Here is a 14919-nt window from a genome sequence, read left to right as displayed (position 1 = left end):
CTCTTCCGTTGGCCGGCTTCCTTCGATCCGGAAGCATCCAACAGCTTGTCGTGGGTCGCGCCGTGAACGGTCTGGCGTCGGCCCATGGGTGATTGGAGGAATCATGATGATGAGACCATATAGCGGCGTGATGCGGGGCTGGCTCTTCGGGCTCATCCTGTTCTGGGTGCTTGCAGCCGCCGTTGTGTCGGCCGATCAGAAGCACCATCAAGGTCGTGCGCAGGTCGGCGGAGAGGGCGGCACACCGCTGTTCGACAACCTCGGCAAGCTCCACCATCCCATCACCACCTCGTCGCCCAAAGCACAACAATACTTCGATCAAGGGTTACGATTGGTCTTTGCCTTCAACCATGAGGAGGCCGTCAATTCGTTTAACGAGGCGGCGAAGCTCGATCCCAAGGCGGCGATGCCCCATTGGGGGATCGCCTTGGCGCTCGGCCCGAACATCAACATGCCGATGGAGCGCGAAGCGGAGAAACGGGCCTATGAGGCGATTCAGCAGGCCCGTTCCCGTGCCGAAGGCGCAAGTGCACAAGAGCGGGCCTACATCGAGGCGCTGGCTTTGCGCTATGCCGTCGATCCCAATGCGAAGCGGGAAACGTTGGATCATGCCTATGCCGAGGTGATGGGAAAGGTGGCGGCCCAGTACCGCGATGATGCCGATGCCGCGACCCTCTATGCCGAGGCTATGATGGATCTTCAGCCTTGGGATTATTGGACGCCGGAGGGACAACCCAAGGGCCGCGCCAACGAGATCGTCTCGACGCTGGAACGGGCGCTGACGTTGAACCCCGACCATCCCGGGGCCTGTCATTATTACATCCACGCGGTCGAGGCCTCGCCGAAGCCCGAGCGGGCGCTGCCCTGCGCCAGGCGCTTGCCGGATCTGATGCCGGGCGCCGGCCACCTGGTCCATATGCCGGGACACATCTATTTGCGGTTGGGCATGTACAAGGAGGCGGCGGAGCAGAACATCCACGCGACGGCCATTGATCATGACTATCTGGCGCATCGCCAGCTCACCGGCATCTATCCGATGGGCTACTATCCCCACAACGTGCACTTCCTCTGGTCGGCCTTGACGATGGAGGGGCGCAGCCAGGAGGCGATCAAGGCCGCACGCAATCTCCGTGAATTGGTGCCCTGGGAGGCAGCGAAGCAAGTGCCGGCGCTGGAAGAGTTCACGCCCTCGCTGCTGTTCTCGCTGGTGCGGTTCGGCCAGTGGGAGGAGATTCTTTCGCTGCCCAAGCCGCCGGCCGAGCTCAGCTATACGACGGCGATCTGGCATTACGCGCGCGGGATGGCCTTCGCGGCGACCAAGCGGTTCGACGAGGCGCAGCAGGAGCACAGGGCCTTGCTCGATCTCGCCGGTTCGTTGCCGGAGGACCGGACCCTTGGCGTGACCCCTGTGGTGGATCTGGCCCGGATCGCGGAACGGGTGCTGGCGGGCGAGATTGCCGCGCGTCAGGGCCACGACGACGAGGCCGTTACGATCCTGAACGGAGCTGCGAAGCTGGAGGATGCGCTGCGCTACTACGAGCCGCCCCTGTGGCACATTCCGGTGCGCCATTCCCTGGGCGCCGTCCTGTTGCAGGCCAAGCGACCTGCCGAGGCGGAGCGGGTCTATCGTCTCGATCTCACGCAGCACCCGCACAATGGCTGGGCCCTGTTCGGGTTAAAGCAGAGCCTGGAGGCCCAACAGAAAACTAAGGAAGCCGCGGCGGTCGAAGCGGACTTTCGCAAGGCTTGGGAGCGGGCGGATATCAGACTGACTGCCTCACGGTTTTAACGGAGCGAAGATGTCCAAGACCGACCATCTCCAATTCGTCACGGTGGAATCGTTGCTGGCTTACGGGGAGGCGCTGAGCCGCTTGCCGCGTATCGGCGAGGCGGTGCTGCCGGGGCCGATCGCGCCTTCCGCTGATCGTGTCAGGCAGGCCACGGCCGCGCAGGCTGGTATCCTGTCTGTTGTCGAGCGGGCTGCGGCCGGGTTTGCCGATGCCGGCGCCTATCGTGCAGCCAGACAGGAACTGATCGACGGTCCTTGCGGCGGCGATGCCCTCGTCTTCTATGCCGCCTGGAACAGGCTGGTGGCGGAGGGGCGGCTCGTGTCCCTCTATCGGGCCGCCATCGGACGGGTGCAGAAGCCGCCGATCCGGCGTCCCGTCGCGATCGTGCCCCGCGCGCAGCTCACCCCGCAACTGGCAGAGGGGCGGATCGTCCTCGACTTGGGAGACGACCGCTTCTGGCTCCTGCCCCGCGACCTGACCGAGCGCACGCTGCTGTTTGCGATGCGGCACGGCATCTCGCAGGTCGAAAGCAAGACCCATCGGGTCGGCTGCCGGCTGGCGAACGTGCTGGATCAGGAACGGGGCATCGCCAAGGCGGAGGCGGTCGGAACGGCCTTGGCAAAGATTCTCGGGGTGGTCGGGCAGCAGCTCGATTATTTGCATGTCCACAACTATCTGGACCCGCAATCGTTCGTGCACCTGGTGAGCCGCAGCCCGAACACGACGCAATTGTATCAGCGGGTGTCCGCGGCGCTGGCGGCGGGACGAGGAGAGTCGGCCGCTCCCATGACGGCCGATGCCTTGGAGTCGCAGGACTTCGGCTGGGTGACCGGCATCGAGAAGGCGGCGGAGGCCGAGGCGGCGGCGCAGGCGTTCGGCGTCGACGCGAAGGTCGCCAAGACCCTGCTCAAACATCCGCTCTACTGCTATCCGGGCGGCAACTCCTTTTTCGATACCTATGTGAGCGTGGTCGATGGCATTCATCGGCTGGCGGAGGCGCATCGCGGCACCGTGGCCTGCCTCTACACCCACAGCTCGACCTTGCGGGCGCTGATGATCTTTCTGGACCCTCGTCCGTTCGCGGAGGCCTTCACCGAGTTCGGCGAATATAAAGAAGGCCAGGACAACGTCGTGTTGCTGACCTATGAGAACCGCCAGATCTCGGGCTATTCAACCGCGGTGGGCCTGTCGCAGCGCGAGCGGGCGGAGCGGGAAGCCTGGATGTCGGTGGAACGCACCAGGCGGGATCGCGTCATGTTGAAGCCGCAGCAGGTGAGGCGGATCGTGGCGCTGGTGTCGGGCGGAGACTTTGCCGGGGCCGGGGCGGCGCTGAAGGAATTGCGGGTGACTGGAAACCGGTTCGGATTGGAAGTGTACTTCGTGCGGCACGGCTTTCTCGGCCTGGCGAACAATTGGATCGAGAAGGTCTCCGAACAGGACACGCGCATGCTGGGCAGCAGGCCGAGCAGCCCGATCGGCAGCAGCCGGTTCGAAGATTTCAAGGACGAACAGGTGCAACGGGCGGCGGTGCGGCATCTGGAGCCGTTCCTACGGGACGGCGCCCTGGTCGTGCTCGGCGGCGACGGCAGCCTGCGCGGGGCGCGCGCCATCTATGAGACCTTCGGGGTCCAGGTGGTCGGGATTCCCGGGACGATCGACAACAATCTGGCCGGGACCACGTCGCTGGGCTTTCATTCGGCCATCCGATTGGCCGACCAGTCGATCGAATCGTTGAAGGCGACCAGCTCGGCGATGGGGAGCGTGTTCTTCGTGGAGGTGATGGGAGCCGGGTCCGGCCATCTGGCCCTGGCCTGTGCCTATCAGGCCCGGGCGGAAGGGGTGCTGGTGAACGAACATCCCGATCCGGACGCCTACATCGACGAGGTGATTCTCGGCACCCTGAAACGGTCGTTGGGCGTACCGAACAAGAGCCATCTGTTTCTCGTCGCCGAACGGACGCCGCATCGCCACCATCCGGAGGGCGGGGTGCACGGCCTGCCCGAGTTTGTGGCGCGGGAGGTCGCGGGCTGGCCGCAGGTGCGCCCGCACGACGGGCACTATCCGCTCACGCCCGCCACGAAGGCCACGATCCTCGGCCACACGTTGCGCGGCGCGCCGCCGACGCCGGAGGACAAGGCCATCGCGCAGCACCTGGCCTATGAAACAATCCGCCGGCTGGTTGAACGGCCCGCAGATGTCGTGGGCTGCATGCTGGCCTACCGGGACCAGGCCGCGGTCGAAGCCATCCCGCTGCACGCGCTCGCCCCCAAGCCCTTCGATTGGGAGCTGTTCATGAGGATGCATGGGAGGGAGAGGGAGTAAGGGCGGTCTGGGATGAATAGAAGGGGCAGCCAGGCCATCCTTCTTGCTCGCAGAGCCCCCACGATGAAACAGTGGTCGCTCCATGCGCGCAGTAAAGGACAGCCTGGCTGCCCCTTTTACGAAATAGCTGCCAGATCAACAGATGCGGCAATCATAGACTCACGGAATAAGGCCGCTCTTATAGGTGAGAGTGACAACGAGCAAGCTTGGAGGGAGCATTGGTAGTTCCTGGGGTGGTGCGGAGCGGCTGGCATGGTCTCTGTGCTCGCAGAGGCCGCACGATCAGAACGAGCGCACTGGCAGGGTCGGGTCTTGCGATGATACATGACTATGGTCCCCTCCCATACCTCCCTGGATAAGATGACACGCCCGTGACGGCTACTTTTCCTCTGGGGCCGCGAACCTGGGTCTTGAAGTCCGCCTTCGGTAAGCAACCTTCATGCGCGATTTTGACCACCAAGGGGTGTGTGGCGTCGAGGAGGGCCTGCTGTTCGTCGCATTGACGTGGGTGAAATGTAGTACTAGAATTAACATGTACTACAAAAGGCAAGGAGGTAGGAATGCTTGAATCAACCATGACCCGAAAGGGACAAGTCACAATCCCCAAGGTCATTCGGGATCGTCTGGGGGTCAAAGAAGGGGAGAAGGTGTTCTTTGTGGTGCGTGGTGAGGAAGTCGTCTTGAAGGTCATCAAGGGCACCATCCTCGATCTTAAAGGGTCGGTTCAGCCATCGATGCATCCTGAAGATTTTGACAAGATTCGTCAGGCGGTGAAGCACACTGTGGCCAAGAGGGTGGCCGGACATGGTTAACCTGTTCGTCGATACCAATGTGTTTCTCCGTTTCTTAACCAACGACGACCCGGGCAAAGCCAAACGCGCCGAGACACTGTTTCGAGACGCCCTGCGCGGCAAGGTTCGGTTGGCGACGAGCCTGCTCGTCATCGCCGAAATCATCTGGACCCTGGAGTCTTTTTACAAGGTCGCCAAACCAGATATCGCAGCGAAGGTCGAGAAAATTCTGAATACACCCAACCTGGAATGTCCCGACATGCCGCTTATTCTTCTGGCGCTTGATCTCTATGTGCATGCAAGCATCGACTTTGTCGATGCGTACACCGCCTTCGAAATGAGAGAGCGGGGGCTCACGCAGATCCTTACCTACGATCACAAGCACTTTGCCCGTGTCCCGTGGATCCAAATCGAGGATTTCTGATCACCGTTCCGCAGTCCGTAGTCACGCCTCCGCCTAGGGTCCATTGCCAGTACCGAACATCAGCGGCGGTGCGCTGACAGCCCCGTCACGGCTTTTCGGCCGACGTGCCCGCGCGATGGGTTCTAGCCCACATTATTCATGACGGTTCGTCACGAAACCACTGAGACGCCAAGCGTTGGACCCATTGCATGGAGAAGAGCAATGGGTACCCCCACGCGGAGCCCCTTGAGGCGGAGGCGTACTTGAAACAGTACGTTGAGGCCGTGAGGGGCGAGCCTGCCCGCCAGCATACCCCAGAGGCGCATGCTGGCTTGTCGCAGCGGCGTGTCGGTGGTTGCAGTAGAAGCGCTCATGAATAATGTGGGCTGGGGTCCGCATGAAGAACAGGTGTGGTTTCCCTGCCTCCTTGTAGGGTGCGCAGCGTTTTTGACAAGGCCCTCGCTTTTCCCATTGACTGCATTCCATAGACTTTGGGAGCATTAGTGAGTGTATTTTGAAATCCTTGGGTCGATCACTCAGATTGAGACATTTGCAGTTGGGACAGGGATTCGAGAGGTCGCACGGCTCCGAAAGATCTATGGGAAGGGGCGTTGGCGCAAGCGAAAGGGCATTGCCAAGGTTCGGCTTTCAGATGGGTCAGTTCATGAGGCTGAGATCCACTGGTATGAGGCCACACGCATAGGTCGCAAAGAATATAAGATCAAGCGATTGTTGTGAGGAGTTTCCCGATGAGGATTCCTAAACTCTCTACCGCGCGGTTTGTGATTTGTGTCGAGAACAAGGGCTATGTCACGTCGCTCGAAAAGCGAAAAATCTACATCTCTTTGCCGGATCCCAGCGCTCTCAAGCATGGGCAAGTTCGTGTGATCGATGAGTCCGGTGAGGATTATCTCTATCCCAAAGACTTCTTCCATCCCATCACCGTTCCTCAGTCTGTTCGCAGGGCGATCCTCAAGGCCGCGTAGTCGCGTCTCGTCGCATTGTCTGGCGCAAGGCGCGGTTCGGCCCGCTTCCGTGAAGTGCCGGACGGAGTCGGGTCTTGCGATAAGACATCAAGAAACTTAAGCCCTGATCAGACTGACAGACTCGTCACCGGCTACCCTGATGGTCACGTCATCATGCCATTGGCGGCGTGCTGTCATGTTCTGAGCCGGTGGGGACGGCGTCTCGCGACATCCCGGTTCGTGATGTTCCTTGACACATTTCTGTCCCCGTCCTAGCCTTTTTTTACAAGCTCCCTGTCGAAACCGCCGCTGAAGGCGGAGGCTCGTCGCTGTTCGAGCCCGCGTGCGGAGGAAAACCTCGGGGCCAAGGGAAGGGTGCGATGAAGCTCTCGATTGTCATTCCTGTGTATAACGAGCTCGCCACGATCACCGAGATTGTCTCGCGCGTGCGGAAGGCCCCGTTTGAAAAGGAGATCATCATCGTCGATGACGGGTCTACGGACGGCACGCGGGCGCAACTGGAAGTCATGAAGCGGCATCCCGATGTCCGGGTGCTGTTCCATGAGCGCAATCGAGGCAAGGGCGCCGCGCTGCGCACCGGCTTTGAAGCCGTCGGCGGCGATGTGGTGATCATCCAGGATGCGGACTTGGAGTACGATCCCGCGGACTACCCGATCCTCTTGCGGCCCATTCAAGAGGGCCATGCCGATGTGGTGTATGGGTCGCGGTTTCTTGGCGGGCCTCACCGGGTGCTGTTCTTCTGGCATTACATCGGCAATAAGCTGTTGACGCTGCTCTCCAACGTGCTCAGTAACTTGAACCTGTCCGACATGGAGGTCTGTTACAAAGTGTTCAGGCGGGAAGTCCTGAAGGATCTGCCGCTCAGGTCCGACCGGTTCGGCTTTGAGCCGGAGTTTACGATGAAGGTGGCCAAGCGAGGATACCGGATCTATGAAGTGCCCGTCAGCTATCGGGGCCGCACGTATCAAGAGGGCAAGAAGATCACCTGGAAGGACGGCTTGGCCGCCATCTACACCATCATCCGATTTCGCCTCTCCGATTAACGTATCCGTTGGCTTACTCGATACCTCGTCCAGTCGTCACCTCGTCATCACGCGCTCGACCAACCGGCTCCATGAACGGCATCTTGCCTCTCTGATACGGCAGGGGTAAGATTCGGCCACCTCGCGTGTGGGATGGCAGGAGGTGGGTGGCCATGACCCGGACCGCTCCTCTGCATACCTGTAGTCTCTCTCGATTGTCGCATCCAACCCCTGCGAATACTCTGTGTCGAACCAGGATCGTCTATGGAGCAGGTTTCGCTCCGCTCGTGGGCGATCCGCGTCTCTCGTTCGAAACGCATCGCGCTCACTGTTCAACGGCCTATTCAAGACCTTATTCAAGATTGGGAGGTGGGATATGGGTCCGACCAAGGCGATCGTGAAAGGGCACGCGCTGTATGAGGCGGTGGGAGGGAAGCTGATTCGTGACGGGTTCACGAGCCAGCGCGAGATCGAAGACTACGTGAACCATCACTACCTCGTGTTGCCCGTCGTCGATAACGCAGGCCGGCCGTGGTTGCTGGACGGGAAGCTGATCTACTGCCTCCGCGGCGTCCAATATGAGACGGTGGATGATCGCAGGGTCCACCTGGCCCGCTGTCCGGATTGCGGCGGGATGGGCATCAGGTCCGATGAGTTTACGGTCGAGTCGGACTGCATCCGTTGCACCGCCTGTGGGCATGAGTTTGATGCGAGGCTGGAGATGATGGAGACATGAGGGGAGGACGGGCACCCGTACTGGTCCTGTGCTCCCGGAGCGCGCGCCCTCGGAAGGGCCTCACTCGACGGCCGCAGGGGGACCAGCGCGGGTGCCCGTCCTGGGAAATAGACAACGAGCAAGCTTGGAAGGAGCATTGATAGCCGTGGTCGCACGAGGCGCGGCCTCAGAAAGCCTTCGTGGGATGCGCGCGGTGAGGATCCTACCAGACTGCTCTCCAAGGGAAAGACAACGAACGAGCTTGGAGGAAGCCTCGTAGATAAAAGTTGCTCGATGGCCTCAATGGCACCAGCACGGGTGACGTTGCAAGGAAGAGACGAGAGGTAAAGCAGAGAATCCCTGCCAGCCGTTATCCCCGCACCTCGACCACAAGCAGATTCGAGGTGACGGTGAATTTGGGGATCAATCCCAGCCGGTCCAGCACCGCGGCCCGTTCAACATCCTGTCCGAACTTTCCCAACCACTGATCCGGGCTTCTGCTCTCGGTTGAGAGTACAAGCTGGAATTCATAGCGACCCGGCAGGGATGGGCGGAAATTGGCGAAGGTGCTGACTGGAAGGTAGGACGCTCCGGCTTTTGTCGTCGGATCGAATCCGGCTCCCGGTTGGAGCAGGTGAAAGTCCGCCAGACGCAGAGGGCTTACCAATGGGTCTTCCGGGACCGGCGGATTCGCGATGGCTCGCCCGCCGAGTTTGATTTCCGGAAGATAATGCGGATAGCGGGTGCCGGTTTCCGATCCGTCCAGGACCCCGACCATCCAGACGCTGCCGGATGAGACGTTCTTCACCTCGATCCTGATCGGCACCGGCGATCCAAGCGTCAGCGGCCGATCCGGACCGTGCAATGTCAGCGTCACAATGGCCATAGAACGAGCAGGACCACCTTTGCCGGGCAAAGGCTGAAGCAGGCGTTGGCCAACGCCTGCTTCAGCCTGCCTGTCACCGCGATCTCATCACGGCGCCGTCATGGACGTCAATGTTTCCGCCTCGCCCGACGGCCGTTGTTGTTGCTCTCGCCGGAATGGCCTCCCAACCCCAACGAAGCCTTTTCAGCCTCCGCCTGAGCCGTGATCCGTCGCAACACCTGCGGCTTGAGCTGCTTTCTCTTGAACGTCTCGACCATCCGGTCGAGGGTGGCTTCCGCCCTGTCGAGATCGCCCGCCTTCTTCTGGGCGCGCGCGATGCGGCGGATGACCATGTTCAGCGTGATGTTGTCCACGCCCCGCTCGCCGGCCGATGCTTCGGCGACGGACGACAATTGCTGGATGCTTTCTCCCGCTTCCGCTTTGCGTACCGAGACCGTTTTATCCGGCCTGTCGGCCGCCAGCCGTTTGTAGTCGCGTCCGGCGTTGATGCCCTTGACCAGGTTCGCATAGACGGCGAGCGGATGCTTGCCGTGCTTGGCCAGCAGCTCATCGAACGCTTCGTTGCCCCGCTTCAGCGCGTCGGAGTCCGACCCGAGCAGGTAGAGCAGTTTGCCCTGTTCGTCACCCATCAACAACTCAGCCACTTCTTCGTCGGCCGCCGAATGGGGCGAGCGGACCCGAATCGTCAACGTCGGGGACACGACGCGCGATCCGTCCGGCGCGACATAGATGGCGCGGAGCTGATAGGCGCCGGGCTGCTCGAAATAGAATCCATCCTTCCCGTATCCGATGTAGGCGCTCTCGTAGACGGCCGGTTGGTCGGGATCGAGCTTCGTCGTCCGCTCCTCGTCGACGCAGTGCTCGATCATCGGGCGATAGAGCAGGGTTCGGCCCGAGGGTTGCCGGATGGCGATCTGGACCATGGTCGTGTTCGGGTGGAGGAACGTATGCACGTGTCGTCCTCTCGTGTCCGTGGTGGAGAGCTTGATCTCTACGACCACCGGTTCGCCAAAGGCAAAGGCCGATCTCGCGCGCAGTTCGAGCTGTAGACCAGAATAATCCTCGACGGCGTCCGCGAACAGCATGGGGTCGATTTCGGCGGCTCCCGTCGCGAAGGCGTTTCCGCCCAAGATGATATTGCGGTAGAACGCGTGCCGGAGATGGGCGATCTCGTTGTCGGTAAATTGGAACGGGAAGTTCGCCCAATAGGCCGCTTCTCCGCCGGGGGCCGGCGGGGGCGGCTGATATTGCCAGGCATAGTTCATCCACGACAGATCGCCCAGGCCGCCGTTGGGGCCGAGCGGCGCCGGTGGGTTCGCCAGATTCTTCTGCCATGAATGGAGCAGGTTGAAGCAATGGCCCAGCTCATGCACGTAGGTGCGGAGCTGGGCGCGCTGGGTCGCCGCGTCGGTGCCCTTGATCGCGTCGTAGAAGACGGCGCAGCCTTGCCGCTGGAAGGCATCGGCGTAGTCGAACATGATGCCGCGATACCCGCCTTCATGAGCGGTGGCGACCAGCAGATAGACCTTCCATTGCGGGATGTTCGCCCAGAGGCTGAAGTTATTCACCATCGCGGCGTGTAATTCCGAATCGCTCCACTTGGCGTTCGGGCCGGCTTCGGAGCTGTTCACGATGTTTGCCATGCCGGCGGTTTGCATCTCGATGCCGGCCTCCGCGTAGGCCTTGGCCACGCCGAGGTCCCGGACCGGACTGGTGGCTGGTTGCGGAAGCGACCCGGTGTTGTACGACACGAACGGGACCGTGCCCTGCACGCAATCCTGCTCCCATTGCACGGTGCGGAAATAGGCGGAGACGAACGGGCAGAGATAGCTCGCCCCGGCCGTGCCGGACGGAGTTGCAAACTGTACCGTCGCGCTGCCGGGCGGCGAAAAGATCAGCGTCCGCGGGATCGTCACCTTCACCTTCTGATAGGCGGTGGACCAGGTGAACTGGCCGATGCCCTCGATGGTCGCCTGCGTTGCCGTCACAGAGATCGTTGGGGCAGCCACGATAAAGGAGCCGAAATAGGCGGAGGTTGACCCGCTGGTGCTGAAAAAGTCGCCGCTGAACCGGTTGGTCGGCCGAGACCCGTCCACATCCATGCGGAGTTCCAATTGGAACCCCGTGCCGCTGCTCCGATACCGGCCGCTCACCCGCCGGCGAAGTATCTTGATCGGAGTGACGGGCAGGGGTGGCGCGATCGGGGCGGCGGTGATGGCCGGTTTGGCCTTCGCGGCCGTGTCCGCTGTCGCGTCGTACTCCGCCGTCTCCGTCTGCTCCTCCCTTTCGTGGACCTCGGACAGAGCCAGTCGAGCGAGATCATCCAATTCCAAGTCCTCTGCGATCGAGCTGCTGCTTTCCATTCTGGTGGGATCCGGACTCATAGTGTCGCCTCCTTTAGTGGTTGATTGATCAATGGGCGAATGATAGTGATGGCGAGATGATTTGGGCTAAACAACCCTGTGCGGGCCGCCACGCTCCCGTCCCGAGCGCAACAGCTTCACGTAAAAGAGCAATCACGGTGCCACGATCCGAAGGCAGAGTGACGCCCTGTCCGAATGGAATCATATTCAGGTTTTTGAGCGGTTAGGAATCGAGGTGTCTCACTCCAACGGGTGATGGACCAGTGGCGTGTATCCAAACAGATAAACTCTGTATCGAAACAGATTCATGTAGGGAATTGAGTGCAGCGAGGGATCGGGGCGGCAAGAGTGCCTTGCTCGGTCCCGTAGAGAAGAGGCTCTCGGAGCTTTTTCACCCAACATGTACCGCGTTGCCCTGATTCGCCGCGATGGGCCAGAGACAATCTTTGGGGTTTTTGACAGTCCTGGCATGAAAAAATATATACCCGCATAGAATCATGGCCTTACGAAAGCTTCGCTCACGATGTGCATTGACTCCACAGATGGCGCCCTGTAGGGTGAACCTATGAGTTGTCTTGAGCCTCGCTGACTGTCCTATCCCTCGCGCGTCCCGATCTCTCCTGCGCGTCTGATTCCTCAGTCTCCGCCGCTCGCGGTCAGGTTCTTCTGAAGCGCAATTGGTCTGTGTTTGACCAAGTCGATGTGACCGCCGGGTTTGACGGCATTCGTGTTTCTTGTGTCGGCGGAGGGAGCCCCGAATGATCTGCATAATGTGTTCACGTTGCGGTGGGTTAAGAAGGCGCATCGAAATGAGGGACGCGATAAGCGGCGAGTCTATCCCTGGGTGGCAGTGCTTGCTGTGCGGGGACGTCATCGATTCCGTCATCGAAGCCCATCGTCAAAATCATCTGGAGCCGACGCCGAACCGCGCCCGTCTGCCTGTGGCATTTTCTTGAGGCGGGAGGAGGGCCGATGCCGCGGTCCGGCCGGAGAGAAGGTTGTGGATGAGTGCGCTTCGATCTTGGGCCTGTCGAAGCGTTGGGTTCTGAGGCCTGGTCAAGGAGAGAGTCAAATGAATAATGTCGGTTCGTTCATCGATGGAGCACTGGCGACCGGAGGGCTCATTGTGACCCTCATCGGGTCGGTGTGGGCGCTGGTGGCTTCGAATTCAATCCTGGCTATCGACGCACAAGATGCCGAAGAGGCTCTGAAGCCGGCCATGAAGAAGGCGGCCTAACCGGGTCACGTTACAGCAAGGGAGGGACGGCAACCATGAGAATCCATCCGATCATCAAGTCCACGATCCTCGTTGCACCGCTGGTGTTGATCCTGGGGATCTCGGGGACGTCTGCACAGGCGGCGGATCAGTCGTTGACGGCGGCGATCACCTCCGCTCCAACCATCACCCCCGCTCCCACAGGCGAAGCGTCCGGGGTGGCCTCTGGCGCTGTTGAGGACACGCTGTCGGCCTGCATGGCGAGAATTCCCAAGGATGCCAGCGACGGTCAGCGCATGATGGCAGAAGAGAGCTGCAACCGGGACGAGGGGTCGAGAACAGTCTCACAGGTCGCGCCCACGTTCTGAACACGTGTCTTTGTGAATCGTCATGTTGATCGCGCGCATTGGTGAGTAAGCGGTAGCGCCTTAGCGCGCATTATTCATGACGGTTCGTCACGAAACCGTGGAGTCGCGTTGCGAGACGGGCGCGCGGAGCCGGGAGGACCCGAGCAACTGTCTTGAATGTCAAGCTCTCCGTGCAGCGGCCGGTTGCCATGGAGTCCCATGATGTACCATCGCATTGAGAATGGTCAGCAGCTTGCGCATCGCGGCGACCAGCGCGACCTTGGATGCTTTGCCGGCGGTACGCAGTCGCTGGTAGAACTGCCGGATGACGGGGTTCCAGCGCGTCGCCACCAAGGTCGCCATGTACAGCGCGGTGCGGACGGGGGCCCGCCCACCCCAGATGGTGCGTCGGCCGCGCAGCCGCCCACTGTCCCGATTGAAGGGCGCGACGCCCACCAAGGCCGCAATTTGCTTGCGATTCAGCAAGCCCAACTCCGGCAGCTCGGCCAAGACCGTGCGACTCATTACCGGTCCGATGCCGGGCACGCTCTGCAACAAATCTTCGCGTGCACGCCAGATGGGGCTCTCTTCAATCATGTCATCGAGGTCCTCGTCGAGCCGGGCCAGTTCGGTGCGCAACCAGCGCAGATGGGCTTCAATCCGCTTCCGCACGCGGGCTGGAGCTCGGTCCAACCGGTTCTGCTCGGCCCGCTGCATCGCCAGCACTTGGCGGCGTCGCGCCAACAGGGCCGCCAGTTCCGCGGTCTGCGGATCGGGGAGCGCCCGCACTTCCGGTTGGATGACCTCTGCGAAGCGGGCCAACACCTGCGCGTCCAGCGTATCGGTCTTCGCCAACCGGCCCGTCGCTTTGGCAAAGTCCCGGACCTGGCGCGGATTGACCGCGATCACGGGCAAGGCGGCGTCCACCAGCGCCCGCAGCAACGGCCGTTCCAAGCCCCCGGTGGCTTCCACGACAATCCGTATCGGCGATACCTGGCTCAGCCGTGCGATCACCGTGCTGATTCCCTGGGCATCATACGGGACGCTCAGCGGCGTGCCAGCCGGCCGCATGGCGACGTCCAGCTGCGCTTTCGAGATATCAATTCCGACACACACCGACGATGTCTGCATCGCCTCCTCCTTGGTGAAGCCCGTCCTTGTCTTGATGCGGGCTCGGTGGCCCAGGCAACTGTGCGGGCTTATGGAATAGGGAATGTGACGACCCGGCTCGGCCGCGGTCTCTTCGGACCGGAGGCGTATCGATCTGTCACATTCCGTATGTCTCATGTACCACAATTCCAAGATACAAGGCGTACTTGAAACAGTACGTCGAGGGTCTGAGCGGCGAGCCCGCCCGTCTGCACGCCGCAAAGACCGCGTGCAGGCCGGTCGCAGCAGCGAATACGCGGTTGCAGTAGAAGCGTTCATGAATAATGCGCGTTAGCCCAGGAGGGCGAGCCGAATCAGCGGATGATGTCGGGGGAGAATCATCATGAATGACGTACCGATCATGCTCCAGTGGTTCATGACACATCCCTTATCGGGCGCTGCCGTCGTCTTTGGCGGGGCGATGGTCGCGGTGACGGTCTATACGTATCTCCATGACTATAAGATGTTCGCGGATGGAGGCCAGGCTCCGGACAAATCAGATCAAGTCAGATGAGGGGCCTGCATACGACCGACCCTCCTTGAGGGGGGGGGAGAGAACGAAGAGGCCAAGGCGGGGCTGATGCGGGCCGATTCATGTATGCCGCGCCATCACGTTCGGTGACAGGGCAGCCATGGCTGAGACCTGCTATTCACATGGAGTGAAGATCATCCTCGTGCCGAGCCGGAACAAGAACGGAAAGTGGGTCTGTCGATTTACCATTCCGGGATTTCACGGAACAGGAATCGGTGGGTATTCAGACCACCCACCCGGAGAGCACGAGACGGAAGGGGCCGCCAAAACGGCGGCGTTTGAGCATGCCAAACGTCTGCTGGATTCTTCGCGGTAGATCACGACCATGACCATAAGGACAACGTGTGACCACATCGGCCGTCGAGTCCGTCGGGAGGCGGAGAGGGAGAACAATGGC

Annotated in this window: 14 protein-coding genes; 11 read left to right on the top strand and 3 right to left on the bottom strand. The window is 61.2% G+C overall.

What is annotated here, in order from left to right; all coding sequences use genetic code 11:
- The first annotated feature begins 103 nt into the window (after positions 1-103).
- The 7 genes from QWI75_RS18090 to QWI75_RS18060 all read left to right on the top strand — a co-directional run bounded on the left by QWI75_RS18090 (position 104) and on the right by QWI75_RS18060 (position 8050).
- Entirely contained in the window at positions 104-1789 is a 1686-nt protein-coding gene (locus tag QWI75_RS18090) for a tetratricopeptide repeat protein (protein WP_289270402.1), read from the top strand.
- A 10-nt stretch (positions 1790-1799) separates the two neighbouring features.
- A complete protein-coding gene (locus tag QWI75_RS18085; RefSeq protein ID WP_289270401.1) occupies positions 1800-4112 on the top strand; it encodes a 6-phosphofructokinase in 2313 nt (770 codons plus the stop codon).
- A 560-nt stretch (positions 4113-4672) separates the two neighbouring features.
- The gene (locus QWI75_RS18080) at positions 4673-4924 is read left to right on the top strand and encodes an AbrB/MazE/SpoVT family DNA-binding domain-containing protein (RefSeq protein WP_289270399.1); all 252 of its coding nucleotides are present in this window, start codon (positions 4673-4675) and stop codon (positions 4922-4924) included.
- A complete protein-coding gene (locus QWI75_RS18075; RefSeq protein WP_289270397.1) occupies positions 4917-5327 on the top strand; it encodes a type II toxin-antitoxin system VapC family toxin in 411 nt (136 codons plus the stop codon). The genes QWI75_RS18080 and QWI75_RS18075 overlap by 8 nt, the downstream gene beginning before the upstream one ends.
- A gap of 728 nt (positions 5328-6055) precedes the next feature.
- A complete protein-coding gene (locus QWI75_RS18070) occupies positions 6056-6292 on the top strand; it encodes a hypothetical protein (protein ID WP_289270395.1) in 237 nt (78 codons plus the stop codon).
- Between the two features lie 359 nt (positions 6293-6651).
- A complete protein-coding gene (locus QWI75_RS18065) occupies positions 6652-7335 on the top strand; it encodes a glycosyltransferase family 2 protein (protein ID WP_289270393.1) in 684 nt (227 codons plus the stop codon).
- Between the two features lie 355 nt (positions 7336-7690).
- The gene (locus tag QWI75_RS18060) at positions 7691-8050 is read left to right on the top strand and encodes a hypothetical protein (RefSeq protein WP_289270391.1); all 360 of its coding nucleotides are present in this window, start codon (positions 7691-7693) and stop codon (positions 8048-8050) included.
- A 349-nt stretch (positions 8051-8399) separates the two neighbouring features.
- Here QWI75_RS18060 and QWI75_RS18055 read toward each other — a convergent pair whose 3' ends face one another.
- Entirely contained in the window at positions 8400-8915 is a 516-nt protein-coding gene (locus QWI75_RS18055) for a hypothetical protein (RefSeq protein WP_289270390.1), read from the bottom strand.
- 107 nt (positions 8916-9022) lie between these two features.
- Positions 9023-11299, bottom strand: a complete 2277-nt coding sequence (locus tag QWI75_RS18050) for a hypothetical protein (RefSeq protein ID WP_289270388.1) — start codon at positions 11297-11299, stop codon at positions 9023-9025.
- 1051 nt (positions 11300-12350) lie between these two features.
- On the opposite strand from QWI75_RS18050, the gene QWI75_RS18045 reads away from it, so the two are divergent.
- On the top strand, positions 12351-12515 hold the full coding sequence (locus QWI75_RS18045) for a hypothetical protein (RefSeq protein ID WP_289270386.1): 165 nt from the start codon (positions 12351-12353) through the stop codon (positions 12513-12515).
- A gap of 35 nt (positions 12516-12550) precedes the next feature.
- A complete protein-coding gene (locus tag QWI75_RS18040; RefSeq protein ID WP_289270384.1) occupies positions 12551-12862 on the top strand; it encodes a hypothetical protein in 312 nt (103 codons plus the stop codon).
- A 159-nt stretch (positions 12863-13021) separates the two neighbouring features.
- Here QWI75_RS18040 and QWI75_RS18035 read toward each other — a convergent pair whose 3' ends face one another.
- Entirely contained in the window at positions 13022-13972 is a 951-nt protein-coding gene (locus tag QWI75_RS18035) for an IS110 family RNA-guided transposase (protein WP_289266904.1), read from the bottom strand.
- Positions 13973-14333: 361 nt separating this feature from the next.
- On the opposite strand from QWI75_RS18035, the gene QWI75_RS18030 reads away from it, so the two are divergent.
- Both QWI75_RS18030 and QWI75_RS18025 read left to right on the top strand, forming a co-directional pair.
- On the top strand, positions 14334-14504 hold the full coding sequence (locus QWI75_RS18030; RefSeq protein WP_289270382.1) for a hypothetical protein: 171 nt from the start codon (positions 14334-14336) through the stop codon (positions 14502-14504).
- A 118-nt stretch (positions 14505-14622) separates the two neighbouring features.
- Positions 14623-14838, top strand: a complete 216-nt coding sequence (locus QWI75_RS18025; protein WP_289270380.1) for a hypothetical protein — start codon at positions 14623-14625, stop codon at positions 14836-14838.
- The last annotated feature ends 81 nt before the right edge of the window (positions 14839-14919 follow it).

Source organism: Nitrospira tepida, assembly GCF_947241125.1.
Taxonomy (GTDB): domain Bacteria; phylum Nitrospirota; class Nitrospiria; order Nitrospirales; family Nitrospiraceae; genus Nitrospira_G; species Nitrospira_G tepida.
Note: the sequence above shows the minus strand (reverse complement) of the source record. Positions and strands in the feature narration are given on the sequence as shown.